Here is a 17,421-nt window from a genome sequence, read left to right on the forward strand (position 1 = left end):
GCCATCGTGGTCGAAAACCTCGACCGTCGCATCGGGGGTCGTGCCACCGGCAGATCGGTGATCGGAGCAGCCGCGGGGTGACGCGCGGCTGCTCCACCCTTGTGCCACCACGGAATTCGTGTCGACGCGGCCTGGTGCGCTGAGAGTCGGCGCCACGGCCGGGTTTCGCACACGGTGGGCACGGGCACGGGCACGGGCACGGCCGCTGGGCCGCTCGAGCGCGTCGTCGGGTCGGCATCGGCCGTGGCGCGACTACTTCGGCAGTACTGGCACCAAGGGTGTCGCGGTGTCGCGCAGCAGCTCGCACGCCGAGCGTGGCGAGTCGGCCGGTAGCGGCCTCGAATCGACGCGCAGGCGTACCTGGCCACCGTCGGCGGTGTCGAAGGCGAGCGTGCAGTCCGCGCCGGTGTCCTGGCGGTACTGCAAGGCGGTCCGGTCACCGAGGGTGACGTCGGCGAAATCGTGGTTCGCTTGCGCCTCGCGAATCTGTTGTGCGGTAGCCGATTCGGAGAAGTAGACGCGCAATGCCGCGTCCTTGTTGCTCCAGCCGCAGCTGGCCCACCCCGGTTCCGGTGCCGCCGCGATGTCCTTGCGCTTGGTGGCGGGATCCAGCCCGGCCGTGCGCACGAGATCGTCGGGGATGCCCACGCAGGGGTCCCAGGACGGCGCCGGCGGCTGTGCGACCGCCGGCGCGGTGTCCCGGGTGGATTCGGAGCATCCGGCCAGGGCGGCGACAGCGAGCGCGGCGGCGGCGAGGCGGATTGCCGTGGCGGCGTGGCGCATCGGGGAGGGGCGCGGTTCGATTCGGGTGTTTCTTCGCATGTCCGCCTGCCTTCGCTGTGGGGTGCCTCGGCCGGTGTGAGCGTATCGGCGCCGCGGTGTCGGCTCGACCCCGTGAGGTGGTCTCTGTGGGATCTCCAAGCAGGTGTCGGTGGCGCGTGGAAAGATCACAAATCGATACACTCTGAGTCTGCCCGCGCTGCCTCGTCGGCCGAAACGAGATCGACGGCGGCGTGATGTGGGCGGTTCGAAGGGTGGAAAGGGGTGCAGGCCAGCGGATTTACCGCCGCTACGGGTTTGCGGCGTCGAGGAGGTACGTACCGATGTACTTACATTTGCACGAATACTATTGACACCGAGGCGATTTCGATGTGCGAACACAGTGGTCCACGTGGCAGACTCAGCGGATGCGTGCATCGGAAATGAGATTTCCTGACGAGTCCCCGGAGGGGAGAACGCATCCCGCCAGCGGTCCGACGGTGCTGCGGATGATGCTGGGCGGAAGGCTGCGTCGGTTACGTGAGGCGTCCGGGCTTTCCAGGGAGGAGGCGGGAGCGTCGATCCGTGGGTCGGATTCCAAGATCAGCCGATTGGAACTGGGCCGGACCGGCTTTCGTGAGCGCGACCTGTTCGATCTGCTCACCGCGTACGGCGTCACCGATCCCACCGAGCGCGAGGAATTCCGGGAACTGGCCAGGCAGGCGAACGCCTCCGGTTGGTGGCATCGCGACAGTGACTGGCTACCGAAGTGGTTCGACACCTATCTCGGGCTCGAGCAAGCCGCTCGTCTGATCCGGGTGTACGAGCCGAGGGCCGTGCCCGAGCTGCTCCAGACCCACGATTACGCCAGCGCACTGCTGAGCCTCGCGCATCCCGACGAGTCCGGGGAGTCCATCGAGCGCAGGGTGGCGCTACGCATGGACCGCCAGCAGATCTTCGACCGCGCCGATCCGCCGCACGCGTGGTTGATCGTGGACGAGGCCGCGCTGCGTCGTCCGATCGGCGGCTCGGCGGTCTGGCACGACCAGCTCGATCACCTGCTGCGCGTCGCCGCGCGTTCGAATATCACCGTCCAGGTGCTCGCCGATCACGTCGGCGGACCCGCGGTGGCCGACGGCGCGTTCACCATGCTGCGTTTCGCCGAACCCGACCTGCCCGACATCGTCTACCTCCAGCAGCTCACCAGCGCGCTCTATCTGGACAAGGGTTCCGATCTCGGCGCCTACCGCGCGGTCGCCAATCGGCTGTCGGTCTTGGCCGCACCACCGGAATACACCACCGGGCTGCTCGAGGCGCTGCGTGAGCGGCACAAGCCGATCCTGGATCGGCCCTTGCGCGAGGACTAGCCCGAGCCCGACGAGCGCCGATGACGTTGTGGCGCACACCGTCCTGGCGCGCGCGGCGGCCGAGACGGTGTGCGTCGCGGCCGCCGCGATCGATCACATGGGGTACAGATTGTGCTTGCGCGGATTCGGTTCCGCGGAGGCTTCCTTCTCGCGCAGCAGACGCAGGGCGTGGCGGATCTCCAGACGCGTCGAGGCGGGTTCGATGACGGCGTCGACGTAGCCGCGTTCGGCCGCGATCCACGGGGTCGCGACGGTTTGGTTGTACTGATCGATCATGAATTCGCGTGCGGCGCTGCGGTGTTCGGCCGGGACCTGCTGGAGACGACGCTTACCGACGATGCCCACTGCGCTCTCGGCGCCCATCACGGCGATGCGGGCGGTGGGCCACGCCAGGCTCACGTCGGCACCGAGCTGCTTACAGCCCATCACCGCGTACCCGCCGCCGTAGGCCTTGCGGGTGACGATGGTGACGATGGGGACGGTCGCCTCGATGACGGCGCGGAAGAATCGTCCGCCGCGCTTGATCACGCCGTTGCGCTCCTCCTCGATACCGGGCATGACGCCCGGGGTATCGACGAGGAAGATCAGCGGCAGTCCGAACGCATTGCACAACCGGATGAAATGTGTTGCCTTATCCGAACATTGGGCGTCGAGTGCGCCGCCGAGCACCATCGGCTGGTTGGCGACGACACCGACACTGCGGCCGTCCACCCTGGTGAATCCGGTGATGAGATTCTGCGCGGAACCGGCGTTGATCTCGTGGAACTCGCCGTCGTCGAAGATGCGCATGATGATGTCGTACATGTCGTAACCGGCGCGGTCGGAGTCCGGGATGATCGCGTTCAGTTCCAGATCCGTGGCGGTGAGCTCCGGCTCGAGTCCGGGATTGACCGTCGGGGGCTGCTCGAGGCAGCTGCTGGGTAGGTAGCTCAGGTAGGCGCGGGCCCAGTCGTAGGCCTCCTCCTCGCCCCCGGTGACGTGGTGGATGGTGCCGTTGCGCGCCTGATTGTGCGCGCCGCCGAGCTCCTCCATCGTCACCTCCTCGCCGGTGACCTCTTTGATCACCTCGGGGCCGGTGACGAACATGTAGGACTTGTCGGTCGCGATCAGCACATCGGTGTTCACGGGTCCGTACACCGATCCCGCCGCGCACTTGCCGAGCATGATCGAGACCTGTGGCACGAAGCCCGAGAGTCGTTCCTGCTTGCGGCTCATCACCGCGTACCAGGCCAGAGAGGTGACGGCGTCCTGGATGCGGGCACCACCGGAATCGTTGATCGCCACCACCGGGCACGCCTTCTCGTAGGCGAAGCTCAGCGCGTTGGCCACCTTGCGGCCGAACATCTCGCCCACCGAACCACCGAAGACGGTCTGATCGTGCGCGACCACCACCACCGGACGACCGTCGATCCTGCCGTGTCCGGTGACGACGCCGTCGCCGTACATCGCGTCGTCCTTGCCTGGTTGGCGTACCAGCGCGCCGATCTCCATGAAGCTGCCGGGATCGAGGAGCGTCCGCACGCGCTCACGCGCACTCGGAATTCCCTTGCTCGCCCGTTTGGCGATACCGGCGGCACCGGCCGGTTCCGCGGCGACATCCAGGATCTCGTGCAGGTGCTCGAGCTTCTGTTGCGTGCTGGTCATGCGCGATGTGCCCCTTTCGGCAGTCTATGGGGCAGAACGTAGTCGGGCGACCGGTGTGGCGACGATCGGAAACCGACTCGATTGGACAGCTCACAGTCGCGACCGAGTTGGCTTTGGCGGATGACACGAGGTTCGTGACTCACTATTGTCCCGCCGGGACAATAGTCATACACTCGGGGTATGAGCGGCGACGACGTGGTCGGCCTCGACGGCAGACGACTGCGCACCCGACGAAGTCGGGAGGCGATGTCGCGCGCCGCGTTCGATCTGCTCACCGAGGGTGGGCTGGACGCGATCGCGGTGGAGGATATCGCTTTTCGTGCCGGGGTGACCCGTCGAACCTTCAGTCGCCACTTCTCTTCGATCGAAGAGGCCGTGCTCGGCGAACTCGATCAAGACGTGCATCGCTTCAATCGGGCACTCGCGGCCAGGCCGGCCGACGAGTCGCCGCTGCTGTCGTACCGAAACGCCGTAGATGACTGGTGCGCAGCAGAATTCGGGGGCGGCAGGGCAGCTCAGTTGGCCATGCGCTGGCGACTGTTCCGTTGCTTTCCCGACGAGCCGGACCTGTTCGACAGCTACCAGCGCATCAGGACGGCGGGGCAGCAGGAATCGGTGCGCATCATCGCCACCCGCCTCGGTGTCGACCCCGCGCGCGACCCGCGCCCCTCGGCGGCGGTCGCCGCCGGTTCCGGGCTACTGCTCGCCGCACTCCAGGCCTGGGCAGTCGGCGACGACCCGACCGGGTTGCCCGCCGTGATCGATCAATACTTCGACACCCTCGTCGAACTCATCGTCGAATTCCGCAACGAGGAGCCACCGTCATGACCACAGGGTCGGCGAACATGTACCGCAGGACGTGCCGTCGCGTCGGACTGGATCGAAATCCGATGCGGCGCAGAGAAGACCGCGTGCAAACCGGTTGCGCGGCGTGCCTGGCGATGCTGTTCCTGGTCGTCGTGCCGCTGCTCGCCGTCTTGATCGGCGGCTCGGTCTACCGCGAGCAGTCGGCGGCCGTGCAGGCCGAGCGCGCGCGCATGCACGAGGTGGAGGCGACGGTGGTCGAGACCGGCAAGGCGCCGTTGTACGCGCCGATCATGCCGGTGCACGTGCGCTGGCGTGCGGCCGACGGGACCGAGCGCGACGGCGACTACCAGTCGACGGTGGTGCTCGAACCGGGTGCCCAGGTGACGATTTGGCTCGATGACACGCAGCGGATCGTCGAGCCGCCGTCCTCGACCCAGGCGTTGAGCAAAGCGGTGCTGCTGACGGCGGGTGCGGTGTGCCTCACGCTACTGGCGTTGCTCTGCTGCTACGCGCTGCTTCGCTTCGAGCTCGATCGGCGTCGCCTGCGGCAATGGGAAAACGAGTGGGTGGCGGCCGATCTCCTGTGGGGCAGTCACGGCTGAGCGCCGTCACGTCGAGGTGGGCCGCCGCGTTTATTGCGGCGTGCTCGTCGGGCGAGGGTAGGGTACTGGCCGACGAGCACGCCGCGTGCCGGGCGCGACGCGGCGAACGAAGGCCCGACACATCCCGACGTTATGGCATGCGCGCACGGTCGCGCTCGTCCCGAACCGGATCGCCGGAGATTACACCACTGTTTCTCGATCATGTTGTGACACAGCACAAGTCCGTGTTTCGTGCGGGTGAACGAGGGTGGGGCGGCGGTCGGGGTCGCGTATCGGTCGGTGTTCGGGCACACACTCGACGGCGCATCCGCCCGTGTGCTGGGGAGGGAAAACTCGGCTGCGGTTGTGTTAGTTCCCAGTCGCGGCGCCCGGTGCCGATGAAGGTTCCCGAGGACTGCGCCGATGTCTTTTCGCCATGGCTGTCACGGCCTTAGGGTGGCCGTGACGCAGCGCCGGAATGCGCGGTCGGCGCTGCGTCACATAATCTCGGTGTGGGATCGACCGTCGACGTCGGAACATCGGCGTCACGGCATCAACGATCCCTCGCGGTGTTCATCGACCGAACCTCGCGACGTCGCTCCCACGCTGGTGATTTCACCCAACTCGCAGCGACGCGACCGATGACCTGCCCAATCCGGTGCACGCATCCCGATCTGATCATCGGCCGCCGCTAACCTTCGGGAGTCATGATGGGTATGCAGTCGAGGTCTGGGACCGAACGTTTGGCCTTGAAGCTCGTCGAACACTTGGCGCGGCACGGCGACGCCGACGACGCGAACCGTGGTTCCGGACCGCACAGTGCGTTCGGCGCGGGCGCCAGTATCGGACTCAACGGCGATGTCGCGGTCACCACCAGGCACTGTCTGGCGGCGGCGCTGAAACTCAACGCCCGTCGTGTGGACGAGCAGCCGGTGCAACCGCCGGAGGTGGCGGGTTCGGCGACCCGGTGGGCGCGTGAAGGCGTAGCGCTGGAGACGGTGCTTGCCGCCTACCATGAGGAAATCCGTTCCGGCCTGGAGTTTCTCGCCGAACACTCCGAGAACGAGGCCGCCGATCAGTTCGTCGCGGCGCAGTACGTGGTGCGGGTGTTGGAAATGGTGACCGTCGCGGCCTCGACCGCGTATGTCGACGAGCACCGTGAAGTCGCGCGCGAACACCAAACGGCCGCGCAGACCTTGGTCTCCGCGCTGCTCGGCGGCCACGGCATCGGAGAACTGGCCAGGCAGACCGGAATTCGGATCGCCTCGTCCTATCAGGTGGTGGCGCTGGGTATTCCGGCGCATCCGGACGAGCGACGACCGGGATCCGGTGCGCTCGCGGCCAGGCGCAAACTGCGGCGGGTGCAGTCCGCGCTGGCGACGCCGCTCGGCTCGCGAGCGCTTTCGGTGCTGACCGCGGCCGGTGGCACGGTGCTGGTGCCGATCGAGGGCACACCGTCGATCGCGGGATCGCTCACGATGACGCCCGAAGTTCTCGCCGTGGTCAGCGAGGCCGCCGAGGTGCCGGTGACGGCGACGGTGACCGCGGGACGCACCTTACGCATCCCCGAACTCGCCGGCCAGGTGCACGATCTGCTGGATCGTGTGCGCGCGAAGAATCGCCCTCCCGGCCTCTATGAGGTCTCCGAGCAGGGTGAAGCGATCGGTTGTGAGGTCCCCCAGCACCCCAAGATGGCCGTCGTCACCTCACCCAACGATCACCGGATAGGTCGCACCGCCTGACTTTACGGCGTTATGGTCGAGGGTGTCCGGAGGAGATCACGACCGTGCCGTAACCTCCGCGGCGGGTGAAGGAGTTGGGTGTGACCAGGGGCCGCTTACCGATGACGGCGGCGGCTGCCGCTGTGCTCTCGATCGCGTTGGCCGCTCCGATCGCTGCGGCGCCGCAGGTCCCCTCGCCGCCGCCCACCGCGCCGACGGTCGATCCCGCGATGACCAGAACCGGTCTCGTGGATCGGGTTCGCCTCGATGACCAGCGGGAACGATTGTCGATCGCCTCGGCGTCGATGCGCAGGGTGATCACCGTCGAAGTGCTGCACGGTTCGGGGAGTGGGCCACGCCCGACGCTGTATCTGCTCGACGGCGTGGACGGCGATCCCACCTCGGCCTGGTTGACGAAGGGCAAGGCGGCCGAATTCTTCGCGGACAAGCCGGTCGACGTGGTATTGCCCGGCGGTGGCACCGGCAGCATGTACAGCGACTGGGACCGCCACGACTCCGCGCTGGGCCTGAACCGGTGGGAGACCTTTCTCACGGCCGAGTTGCCGCCGATCGTCGAATCCCTGTTGCGCTCGGACGGTGTGCGCGCGATCGCCGGGGTCTCGATGGGCGCACAGGCGGCGATGATGCTGGCGCAACGTCATCGCGGCATGTATCGCGCGGTCGCGGGGATGAGCGGCTGCTATTCGACCTCCGACCCGCTCGGCCACGCCGTCACCGCGATCACGGTGGCCTCGCGTGGCGGCGATCCCACCAATCTGTGGGGTCCGCCCGGCTCACAGGAATGGGTCGACCACGACAGCCTGCTCGGCGCGGAAGCATTGCGGGGCACCGCGATCTATCTTTCGGCGGCCACCGGCATTCCGACGTCCGCCGATCTGCTCGCGGTAGCGCGGGCACCGTCGGTGCCCGACGCGTTGGCGGAGGCGGGCGGCGGCGCGGCACTGGAATCGGGTTCCCGTTCCTGTACCGAGCAGATGGCGAACAGGTTGAACGAACTGCGGATTCCCGCGACGGTGGAATACGAGCCGCACGGTGTGCACGCGTGGTCGGATTTCCAGGCGCAGCTGCCCAAATCGTGGAATGTGCTGTCCCGTGCCTTGGAAATCCCTAAGGCGCAATAACCTTCGGCTTCCGCGCTACCGGTTTTGATCGGCGAATCAACCTGATCGGCGCGATTTCCGGCGACCTCGATCGTCATTGCTGCTGTGTTGCTACAGACGTTGCGTTGCTACAGACGTTGCGTTGTTGCAGATGCTGCGTTGGTGCAGATACTGCGGGGCGACGGATATTTCGTGCGGCGTGCCGCTAAGCCGCGGGGCCGACCTGCAGGGCGATCGGCGGAACCTGTGCGGGCGTGAGCGTCCCGACCACCGGGACCCCCGCGGACCGGAACAGGCCGACCGCACGGTCGATGTGGTTGGCCGAGGTCACCACGACGGCGTCGCGAACGCCGATATCGCGCATGAGCGCGGCGGAGAAATCGGCGTTCTGCTCGGTGGAGTTCGCGGCCGGCTCTAGGTGGATACGTTGCGCGGGAATACCGTGGCCGATCAGCCATCCCGCCATCGTCGCCGCCTCGGTGATGCCATTGTGCGGATTGCCTCCGGTCACGATGATCGGCGACATCGGCGAGAGTGCGGCCTGTAGGTAGCCGGTGCGCAGCCGGTCGATCAATTCCGGACGCATGCTGCCGTCGTCGAGCAGGCCGTAGCCGAGGACGACGATCGCGGTCTGCGGTCCATGGATGCCGGGCAGTGGTCCGGCCGCGGCGGGAATCAGCGCGTCGATCGTGTCGGTGAGATCGGCATGGGCTACGGCCGGTGGGAATTGGGTGAGCGCGGCGGCGACGGCGACCGCGCCGAGCAGGGCGCGCGCGGTCATCCGTGCGGCGCGGGGGAAACCCAGGACAGTCGAAACCATGGGAGCGTTCATGGGATCTCCATAAGGTTTGCCGCCGATTCGCCATCGGCGGTTCGGGAGGGGTGAACACATAATCCGATACCGGCGGGTAATTACCGCGTCGACTCGCTGGATAATTGGAGAAATCACCGAACGGGCACCATTGTTTGGTGTATGCCCACGTGCCGTTTGTGAGTGGGGACATCGGGGGATCGCCCCGGCTGTGAAAGCTGCTCCCACAATTTCCGCAATGTCGGATTTGTGTTGTATCCCTATGCGCGGCAGGGGTATTGGTGAGCTCTCCAGAAGCCGTTGGGAGCTGTCTTCGACGCGGCGGAGTCGACTTAGCGTTGGCGCAGTTTCGGTGTCGACAACTCGCGTCCTTCGGTGCCGACCTCGAACATCGCGGTTCTGTAGAAAGGCCCCTCATGAAGCGAACTACCCTCGGCAGATCCACTGTCGTCGCGGTCCTGATGAGCGTCACGGTGCTCGCGATGGGCTTCGTGGGGAGTGCCGAGGCAGCGCCCGCGCAACCGGCGACCGACCGACAACTGGCGGACTACATCGCCTCGGGTCTGCACGCGGCGCCGGTCGCGGGCAGCGGTTCGGCGTGCACGTCCGGCAGTGGTGCCGGTTCGGGGAACGGCTCGGGCGATTGCTACGGCGGTTCGGGAAGCAGCTCCGGCTCCGCGGGGGGATTCTCCAGCGACACGGTGGGTTTCGGCCCGCCACAGACCTCGTTCCTCGGTGCGTTCGCCTTCGGCCTCACCGCCCCCGACGCGGCGCCGCCGGGATCCAACGATTGGCAGTGCAAGCCCAGCGCCGAGCACCCGAACCCGGTGGTGTTGGTGCACGGGACCTGGAGCAACGCCTACAACGCGTTCGCCTACATGGGTCAGCCGATCAAGGACGCCGGGTTCTGCACATTCACGTTCAACTACGGTCGGTCGAATCTGATCGAGGGCGGTGGTCTCGGTTCGGTACTGCCCGGGGTGAACGGGACCGGATACATCCAGGATTCGGCGAAGCAGTTGAGTGCCTTCGTGGATCGGGTACTGGTCGCCACCGGTGCGCCGGAAGTGGATATGGTCGCGCACTCGCAGGGCGGCCCGATGTCGAACTGGTACACGAAGTTCGAGGGCGGCGCGGACAAGGTCGGGAAGTTGGTGACCCTCGGCGCGACCAACCACGGGACGACGCTGGTCGGCATCGGCGCGCTCGGGCGCGCGGTCAACAACCTCGGCATCGACATCCTGGGATTCATCGAGATGTTCGTCGGCCACGCCGGTATCCAGCAGACGGTGGGCTCGGACTTCGTCAACAAGCTCAACGAAGGCGGCGACACCGCCTCGGGAGTGGACTACACAGTGATCGGGACCAAGTACGACGAGATCACCACGCCGTACAACCTGACGTTCCTCCAGCCGGGCCCCGGCGCCACGGTGCGCAATGTGACGTTGCAGGACGGCTGTGAGCAGGACGTCTCCGACCATCTGACGATGATGTATTCGCCGCGCGCGCTCTCGCTCGCGCTGCAAGCGTTGGATCCCGTCGGGCACCCGAATCTGCAATGCACTTTCAACCCCTGGTTGATCGGCGGCAGCGGAAAGCTGTAGCGCCGAAAAGGCGTGCACCCTTCGGTGGGGGACGAACCCTGACTCCCTCGAAACCCCGCTGAGCCGGTGCACAGACCGTCATGTGACCGCGTGCGCCCGAACAGGAGCCCTTTCCCCCGACCCCCTGTTCCGCCCCACGCCCCGAACACATGACGGGCACACAGCCCGCCGAGCGGTACGTCGCACCGTCCGCTCGGTGGGTTGGCGCGTCCCCGCCGTCGTGGCGGGGTCATCGTTCGACGGAGTTGTCGCGAAAGAGGATTGGCTTGATGAGTAGCGAAAGACGGTGTGGCGCCCGGGCGCGAGCCCTTGCCAAGGCACGGGCGCGAGCCCTTGCCATGGCCGCGGGACTGTTTGCCGCGGTCGCCGCGCTGAGCGTACTGACTCCGGCGCAGGCGCGGGCCGACGACGAGGTCGCGGCGATCACCGGCCAGTGGGACAAGGACGACCGCACGGTGCAGCTGCGGGTGTATTCGGCCGCGATGCACCAGAACATCATGGTGAACGTCCTGCGCCCGGTGGACCGCGCTGCCGCGCGCCCGACGCTGTATCTGCTCAACGGCGGCGGTGGCGGTCAGGACAGCGCGACGTGGCAGGCGAACACCGACGTGCTCGATTTCCTCGGCAGCAAGGACGTCAATGTGGTGCAGCCGGTGGGTGGTCGGTGGAGCTACTACACCGATTGGCGCGCCGCCGATCCGAAACTCGGGTTGTACAAGTGGAAGACGTTCCTCACCGAGGAGCTGCCGCCATTGATCGATGCCGAGCTGAACACCAACGGCGTCAACGCGATCGCCGGACTGTCCACCTCGGGAACGTCGGTGTTGCAATTGCCGATCGCGAAGCCGGGACTCTATCGCGCCGTCGCCGCCTACAGCGGGTGCGCGCAGATCAGCGACCCACTCGGCCAGCAATTCGTGAAGCTGTCGGTCGAGGACTGGGGTGGCGGCGACACCGCCAACATGTACGGGCCACCCGGCGACCCGATGTGGGCCGACAACGACCCGTATGTGCACGCCGACCAGCTGCGTGGGCTGAAACTGTTCCTGTCGACCGGTACCGGCGTGCCCGGCATGTACGACGTCTACAACGGTCCCTACATGCAGTCGGGGCCGCGCGGATATCTGAATCAGTTGGTGATCGGCGGCGTGATCGAGGCGGCGGTGAACCACTGCACCGAGAACATGCGCACCAGGCTGGACGGTCTCGGTATTCCGGCGACCTACGACTTCCAGCCGACCGGAACGCATTCGTGGGGGTATTGGGAACAGGCACTGAAGGATTCGTGGCCGGTACTGGCCGACGGCCTCGGGGTGCCCGCCTGATCCGGTCCGGCGTGCTCGCCGCCAGCGGCTGGCGGGCACGGCTGGCGAGTGCACTGCCGGTGGGGCCGTGGCGTTCGCCTGCTACCTTGAACATCGTTCAAGCTGGTAGCGAGGAATGTCGCCGTGGAAGATATCGAGACCCCCCGAAGCCCGAGGAAATCCCCGGTCCGCTTCTCCGCGCGGGATATGGCGCAGATCGCGGTGTTCGCGGCGTTGATCGCCGCCATGGGATTGCCCGGTGCGATCACCGTCGGATTCAGCGGCGTGCCGATCACCGTGCAGACGCTCGGAGTGATTCTGGCCGGTGCCGTCCTCGGCGCGCGGAAAGGTACCGCCGCGGTGCTGGTCTTCCTCGCGCTCACCATGATCGGCTTGCCGTTGCTTTCGGGCGGTCGCACCGGGCTCACCGCCTTGGCCGGACCCAGCGCCGGATATCTCGTCGGCTGGATCCCCGCCACCCTGTTCATCGGCCTGCTCACCACCCGCATCCTGCCGAAATACCCCACCGCGCTCGGCCTGCTGATCAATGCGATCGGCGGATTGTTCGTGATCTACCTCGTCGGCACCCTCGGCCTGTTGCTGCGCACCGACATCGGGGTGTGGGCCGCCATCGGTACCAATGGCGCGTTCATCCCCGGTGACCTGGTGAAGGTGGTTGTCGCGACGGTCGTCGCGAAGGGTGTGCATCGCGCCTACCCCGGTCTTGCCGGTGGGTAGTCGCGCGCTCGGCGGCGCAGGTTCGCAACCCGCCCTCGCCCTGGCCGGGCGCACCTACACCTACGGCGAACTAGACGCCGCGATCGAGGCCCGCGTTCGTGATCACCCCCCGAACACCCGTTACGACGCCTCCGAGCTGTCGCTCGCGGACGCGCTGATCTGCGTCTGCGCGGCGCAGCGCAGCGGCGTCGGGGTCGTGGTGGAGGACCCACGGGCGCGCCCGGAGCGCACCGACTTCCCGCCCTCGGCGTTTTTGCTGGTGGCGACCTCGGGGTCGACCGGTCGACCGCGTCCGCTCGCGCGGACGGCGGCGTCCTGGTACGACAGCTTCCCGGTGTTCACGACGATCACCGGGATCGAGCCCGTCGACACCGTGCTGATCACCGGGCCGCCGCACGCCACGATGCACCTGTTCGGCGCCTTGCACGCATTGTGGCTGGGCGCGTGCGTTACCGATGATCCCGAGCTCGCGACGGTCGTGCACGCCGTGCCCTCGGTACTGCGCGGTGTTGTCGAGCGTGCCCCGAAGTTGCGCGTCGCGGTCGTGGCGGGGATCGCCCTCGACGACGGCGCGCGGGCCGCCGCCGCGGAATTGGAGGTGATCGAGTACTACGGTTCCGCGGAAGTTTCGCTGGTCGCGGCCCGACGCGTACCCGAGCCGCTGCGGCTGCTCGACGGTGTGCGGGCGCGGGTGCGTGCCGGACTGCTGTACGTGCGCTCGCCCTACACGGTGCTCGACGCCCCGGAATGGTTCGGCGTCGGCGACCTCGCCGAACTGACCGAAGACGGCGAACTGACCATTCGCGGTCGCGGCGACTGTGCGATCAATGTCGGTGGGACGACGGTGCTCGCCGAAGACGTCGAACGCGTGCTGAGGACCATCGACGGAGTCACCTCGGTGGGTGTACTCGGCTCACCGCATGCCGTTCTCGGCGAAACTGTCACCGCGGCGGTGGAACTCGACGGAGTATCGATCGAACAGGTGCGGCGACGAGCACGCGCGCTGCTGGCCAAGGAGTCCATGCCACGACGCTGGGTGGTGTTGTCGACCTTGCCGCGCACCGCCACCGGCAAGGTCGCCAGGGGTGAGCTGAAAGACTTGCTCGCATGAACCCCGTCCTGGTCGCGCCGCGCCGCACGCCGATCGGCAATGCGGGGCACGGATTCGCCACGCTGACCACCACCGACCTCGCCGCGCCCGTCCTGGCGTCGGTGTCGACCACACTGCGGGAGGCGGGTGTGGACGCCGAGATCGACGACGTGATCCTCGGTAACTGTCTGGGGCCGGGCGGCGACCCGGCGAGGATCGCGGCACTGCGGGCGGGGTTCGGCGTGCGTGTGCCAGGCGTCACCGTCGACCGGCAATGCGGTTCCGGCCTGGAGGCGGTGTTGCAGGCGGTCTCGCGGGTGCGTGGCGGTGTCGACGAGTTGATCGTCGCTGGCGGTGTCGAGTCCGCGAGTACCGCGCCGTGGCGCTTCTGGCCACCGGCAGCCGACCGGGAGCCGGTGCGCTACACCCGCGCGCCGTTCGCGCCGTCCGGCTTCCCCGACCCCGAGATGGGTTCGGCCGCCGACGATCTCGCTCGTCTTCGCGGAATCGATCGCGAGCGCCAAGATGCCTACGCCGCGCGCTCGCATGCTCGAGCGGCCGCCGCCGCGGCCGACTCGATGTTCGCGGCGGAGATCGTGCCGATCGGCGCCGTCGGCCGGGATGAACGGATTCGCGCCGGAATGACCGAAGCCAGGCTGGCCCGGTTGCGTCCGAGCTTCGGTGCCGACGGCACCGCGACCGCCGGGAACTCCTGCGGGATCTCCGACGGTGCCGCCGCCATGGCCGTCACCGACGCGTCGATGGCGGCGGGACTGCCCGCGGTGCGTGTGCTTGGCGCGGCGGTCGCCGGTTCGGATCCCGCGCTGCCCGGCCTCGGTCCGGTGCCTGCGATTCGAAAACTGTTGCGGCGCCAGGGTGTCACGGTGGCCGACCTCGAGATCGTGGAGATCACCGAGGCTTTCGCGTCGGTCGTGCTCGCGGTGTCCGACGAACTGGGGTTGGACGAGTCGACAATCTGCCCGCAGGGCGGCGCCATCGCGATGGGTCACCCCTGGGGTGCTTCGGGAGCGATATTGCTGGTGCGGCTCGCGGCGCAGATGTGCGCGCCGGACGGCCCCGCGCTCGGCGTGGCGGCCTGTGCGATCGGCGGGGGACAGGGGATTGCGATGCTGGTGGAGCGGGTGCGGTGAGCGAGATCGTCTTCACCTCGGTGAATCATGCGTACGGTGATCGAAAAGTGCTGCGCGACATCGATATTCGGATTACCGAACGCCGCGTGGGCATCATCGGATCCAATGGCTCCGGCAAGTCGACGATGGCGCGGATGATCAACGGTCTGCTGCGCCCCACCTCGGGCACGGTGACCGTCGACGGAATCGACGCGGCCAAGAAGGGCGCGCGGGTGCGCCGCAAGGTCGGGTTCGTGTTCACCGACCCCGACACCCAGATCGTCATGCCCACCGTGTCCGAGGATCTGGCGTTCTCCCTGCGGCGTTCTGGCGCAGGTAAACAGGAGATCGCGCAGCGGGTCGAGGAGATCCTGGCGCGATTCGGCCTGCACGAGCACGCCGAACATCCTTCGCACCTGCTCTCGGGCGGACAGAAACAGCTGCTCGCGCTCGGCGCCGTGCTGATCCGTCGACCCGAGGTGATCGTCGCCGACGAGCCGACCACCCTGCTCGATCTGCGTAATGCGCGGGTGGTGGCCGATGCGCTCGATTCGGTGGATCAGCAGGTGATCGTCGTGACCCACCAGTTGTCCCTGTTGGACAGTTTCGAGCGGGTCATCGTCATCGCCGAGGGCGCCGTCGCCTTCGATGGGGCGCCCGCCGACGCGGTGCCCGCGTACCGGGCGTCGGTCGAATGATCGGGGTCTATCGGCCGGGCGATTCGCCGATACATCGGCTACCCGCCGGGGTGAAACTGCTGCTGCTGATCCTGGCGATCGTGGCGGCGACGGTTTTCGTGCGCACTCCGTCGACGACTGTGATCGCCGCATTGCTGGCCGCGGGACTGTTCGCGGTCGCCGGTATTCCGTTGCGGGTCGCGGTGGCTCAGTTGCGTCCGGTCTTACTGACGTTGACGGTAATCGCGGTATTCCAGGTGCTGATCACCTCGGTCGAGCGCGCGGTGGTGGTCTGCGGGGTGTTGCTGGTTTCGGTGGCCATGGCCGCGTTGGTGACGCTGACGACGCGGGTCACCGACATGCTCGACGCGGTGACGCGCGCATTGGGTCCGCTGCGACGGGTGGGTGTCGATCCCGAACGGATCGGATTGCTGCTGGCACTGGCCATTCGGTGTGTGCCGTTGCTGGCGACGATCGTGCACGACGTCGCCCAGGCGCGCAGGGCACGAGGATTGCAGTGGTCGATGACGGCGCTGGCGACACCCGTGCTGGTACGCGCTCTGCGCACGGCGGACGCGATGGGTGACGCGCTGGCCGCGCGGGGGGTCGACGATGAGTGACCCGGCGAGTGCGCTGCTGACCGACCGGATCGCGCGCCGGGTCGCCGAACATCCGAGGACACCGGCGATCCTGGCGGGCACGGACGATGTGGACTATGCGACGTTCTGGCACAGGGTGATTCGGGTGGCTGCCGGGCTCGGCGACATGCGCAGGATCGCGGTGCTTCCCACCTCGGATATCGACTCGCTGGTCGCGGTGACCGCCGCGATGCACGCGGGTGTCGGCGTGATCTTGCTGCACCGGCATCTGTTGGCGCACCAATTGACTCGGGTGCTGGACCTGGCGCAGCCGGGCGCCGTCGTCGCGGCTGCTCGCCAACATCGACGGTTGCGCGGACTCGGATTCACCGGTGTCATCCACACCGCCACCGATCTCGAATCCGACGCGACGCCGCGCACGAGCGCGGGGGAGGACGCCGAACTGCTGGTCGGTATCACCTCGGGGACGACCGGCGAGCCGAAACTGTTCGTGCGTGGCCAAATGTCCTGGGCCAGAACGCTGGACCGCTCCGATATGGTCTTCGACATCGGTCACTCCGACCGGGTCTCGGTGCCCGGCGTCCTTGATCACACGCATTTCCTCTACGGCGCCCTGCATGGCTTGACCCGCGGTGCGACGGTGGACCTGCGTTCGGTGACCCATGCGCTGACCGAAGGCGCCACCCACCTCTATTCGGTACCGACGATCGCCTGGGACGTCGTGCGGTCGGGAATCGGTCCACTCGATCAGGTGCGCGAGGTGTTGTCCTCGGCGGCGCGCTGGCCGCGAACCGGGCGCGTGGCGCTGCGGTCGGTGCTGCCGAACGCGTCGCTGGTGCATTTCTACGGCGCGTCGGAGCTGAGCTTCGTATCCTTCGATCGCGGTATCGGCGAAGCAGACGAGAAGTCGGCGGGCGAACTGTTCGACGGCGTCGAGGCACGGATCGCGGACGGTCTCGTCCACATCCGCAGCGACATGCTGTTCGACGGCTATCTCACCGAGGCGGGATTGCGGGACGGTCCGGTCGAAGGATGGATGTCGGTGGGCGATCGCGGCGAGGTGCGTGCTGGCCGGTTGCGGTTGTTCGGGCGCGACAGCGAGCTGCTGATCCGCGCCGGATTGAATGTCGTACCCGCCGAGATCGAGGCCGCGTTGCTGGCGATACCCGGCATCATCGAGGCCGCGTGCGTGGCGATCCCCGATGCGCGGATGGGGGAGGCGCCCGCGGCGGCGGTGGTGCTCGATGAGAATCCGCCCGGTGGTACCGAGGTATGGCGTCGGCTTCGGGCGGCGCTGCCGAGCCCGAGCATGCCGGTGCGAGTCGCGACGATGGCGAGTCTGCCGCGTACTCCTCGGGGAAAGCTGGATCGTCCGGCGTTGTCGGCCACTCTGGCCGCCGGTCGCGGCACCGGTTTCCTCGACGAGTCGGCACCGGAATAGTCGCGCGCTGCTTTCTCGGCCACGCCG

At 67.5% G+C, this 17,421-nt stretch carries 16 protein-coding genes; 13 read left to right on the top strand and 3 right to left on the bottom strand.

Going from position 1 to position 17,421, the window contains the following annotated elements:
- Positions 1 to 252: 252 nt before the first annotated feature.
- The gene (locus tag ABEA50_RS09305; RefSeq protein ID WP_345494830.1) at positions 253 to 822 is read right to left on the bottom strand and encodes a DUF3558 domain-containing protein; all 570 of its coding nucleotides are present in this window, start codon (positions 820 to 822) and stop codon (positions 253 to 255) included.
- A 446-nt stretch (positions 823 to 1,268) separates the two neighbouring features.
- On the opposite strand from ABEA50_RS09305, the gene ABEA50_RS09310 reads away from it, so the two are divergent.
- Positions 1,269 to 2,126: a helix-turn-helix domain-containing protein gene (locus ABEA50_RS09310; protein WP_345496500.1), complete on the top strand. Its 858-nt coding sequence runs from the start codon at positions 1,269 to 1,271 to the stop codon at positions 2,124 to 2,126.
- Between the two features lie 93 nt (positions 2,127 to 2,219).
- Here the strand turns inward: ABEA50_RS09310 and ABEA50_RS09315 are convergent, their stop codons facing one another.
- Positions 2,220 to 3,770 carry an acyl-CoA carboxylase subunit beta gene (locus tag ABEA50_RS09315; RefSeq protein WP_345494831.1) on the bottom strand — a complete coding sequence of 517 codons (1,551 nt, stop codon included), beginning with the start codon at positions 3,768 to 3,770 and terminating at the stop codon, positions 2,220 to 2,222.
- Positions 3,771 to 3,950: 180 nt separating this feature from the next.
- Between ABEA50_RS09315 and ABEA50_RS09320 the strand changes: the two genes are divergently transcribed.
- From ABEA50_RS09320 to ABEA50_RS09335, 4 genes are all read left to right on the top strand, one after another.
- On the top strand, positions 3,951 to 4,598 hold the full coding sequence (locus ABEA50_RS09320; RefSeq protein WP_345494832.1) for a TetR/AcrR family transcriptional regulator: 648 nt from the start codon (positions 3,951 to 3,953) through the stop codon (positions 4,596 to 4,598).
- Complete coding sequence (locus ABEA50_RS09325; protein ID WP_345494833.1) at positions 4,595 to 5,179, top strand: Rv1733c family protein; 585 nt, start codon at positions 4,595 to 4,597, stop codon at positions 5,177 to 5,179. The genes ABEA50_RS09320 and ABEA50_RS09325 overlap by 4 nt, the downstream gene beginning before the upstream one ends.
- 728 nt (positions 5,180 to 5,907) lie before the next feature.
- Positions 5,908 to 6,900, top strand: coding sequence for a transcriptional regulator (locus ABEA50_RS09330; RefSeq protein ID WP_345494834.1), 993 nt, complete (start codon positions 5,908 to 5,910; stop codon positions 6,898 to 6,900).
- A gap of 80 nt (positions 6,901 to 6,980) precedes the next feature.
- On the top strand, positions 6,981 to 8,021 hold the full coding sequence (locus ABEA50_RS09335) for an alpha/beta hydrolase (protein ID WP_345494835.1): 1,041 nt from the start codon (positions 6,981 to 6,983) through the stop codon (positions 8,019 to 8,021).
- 184 nt (positions 8,022 to 8,205) lie between these two features.
- Here ABEA50_RS09335 and ABEA50_RS09340 read toward each other — a convergent pair whose 3' ends face one another.
- The gene (locus tag ABEA50_RS09340; protein WP_345494836.1) at positions 8,206 to 8,832 is read right to left on the bottom strand and encodes a YdcF family protein; all 627 of its coding nucleotides are present in this window, start codon (positions 8,830 to 8,832) and stop codon (positions 8,206 to 8,208) included.
- A 395-nt stretch (positions 8,833 to 9,227) separates the two neighbouring features.
- Here ABEA50_RS09340 and ABEA50_RS09345 point away from each other — a divergent pair, with 395 nt between their 5' ends.
- The 8 genes from ABEA50_RS09345 to ABEA50_RS09380 all read left to right on the top strand — a co-directional run bounded on the left by ABEA50_RS09345 (position 9,228) and on the right by ABEA50_RS09380 (position 17,394).
- Positions 9,228 to 10,415 carry an esterase/lipase family protein gene (locus ABEA50_RS09345; protein WP_345494837.1) on the top strand — a complete coding sequence of 396 codons (1,188 nt, stop codon included), beginning with the start codon at positions 9,228 to 9,230 and terminating at the stop codon, positions 10,413 to 10,415.
- A 338-nt stretch (positions 10,416 to 10,753) separates the two neighbouring features.
- Entirely contained in the window at positions 10,754 to 11,740 is a 987-nt protein-coding gene (locus ABEA50_RS09350; protein ID WP_425577634.1) for an alpha/beta hydrolase, read from the top strand.
- A 186-nt stretch (positions 11,741 to 11,926) separates the two neighbouring features.
- Positions 11,927 to 12,457: a biotin transporter BioY gene (locus ABEA50_RS09355; RefSeq protein ID WP_345496501.1), complete on the top strand. Its 531-nt coding sequence runs from the start codon at positions 11,927 to 11,929 to the stop codon at positions 12,455 to 12,457.
- Positions 12,450 to 13,568 carry an AMP-binding enzyme gene (locus ABEA50_RS09360; protein ID WP_345494839.1) on the top strand — a complete coding sequence of 373 codons (1,119 nt, stop codon included), beginning with the start codon at positions 12,450 to 12,452 and terminating at the stop codon, positions 13,566 to 13,568. Before ABEA50_RS09355 ends, ABEA50_RS09360 begins: the two co-directional genes overlap by 8 nt.
- Positions 13,565 to 14,698, top strand: coding sequence for a thiolase family protein (locus tag ABEA50_RS09365; protein WP_345494840.1), 1,134 nt, complete (start codon positions 13,565 to 13,567; stop codon positions 14,696 to 14,698). The genes ABEA50_RS09360 and ABEA50_RS09365 overlap by 4 nt, the downstream gene beginning before the upstream one ends.
- On the top strand, positions 14,695 to 15,375 hold the full coding sequence (locus ABEA50_RS09370) for an energy-coupling factor ABC transporter ATP-binding protein (protein WP_345494841.1): 681 nt from the start codon (positions 14,695 to 14,697) through the stop codon (positions 15,373 to 15,375). Before ABEA50_RS09365 ends, ABEA50_RS09370 begins: the two co-directional genes overlap by 4 nt.
- Complete coding sequence (locus ABEA50_RS09375) at positions 15,372 to 15,974, top strand: energy-coupling factor transporter transmembrane component T family protein (RefSeq protein ID WP_345494843.1); 603 nt, start codon at positions 15,372 to 15,374, stop codon at positions 15,972 to 15,974. The genes ABEA50_RS09370 and ABEA50_RS09375 overlap by 4 nt, the downstream gene beginning before the upstream one ends.
- Positions 15,967 to 17,394 (top strand): AMP-binding protein, encoded by a 1,428-nt coding sequence (locus ABEA50_RS09380; RefSeq protein WP_345494844.1) that lies wholly within the window; start codon positions 15,967 to 15,969, stop codon positions 17,392 to 17,394. Before ABEA50_RS09375 ends, ABEA50_RS09380 begins: the two co-directional genes overlap by 8 nt.
- The last annotated feature ends 27 nt before the right edge of the window (positions 17,395 to 17,421 follow it).

Origin of the sequence: Nocardia callitridis (genome assembly GCF_039543305.1) — a bacterium.
GTDB classification, from domain to species: Bacteria; Actinomycetota; Actinomycetes; order Mycobacteriales; family Mycobacteriaceae; genus Nocardia; species Nocardia callitridis.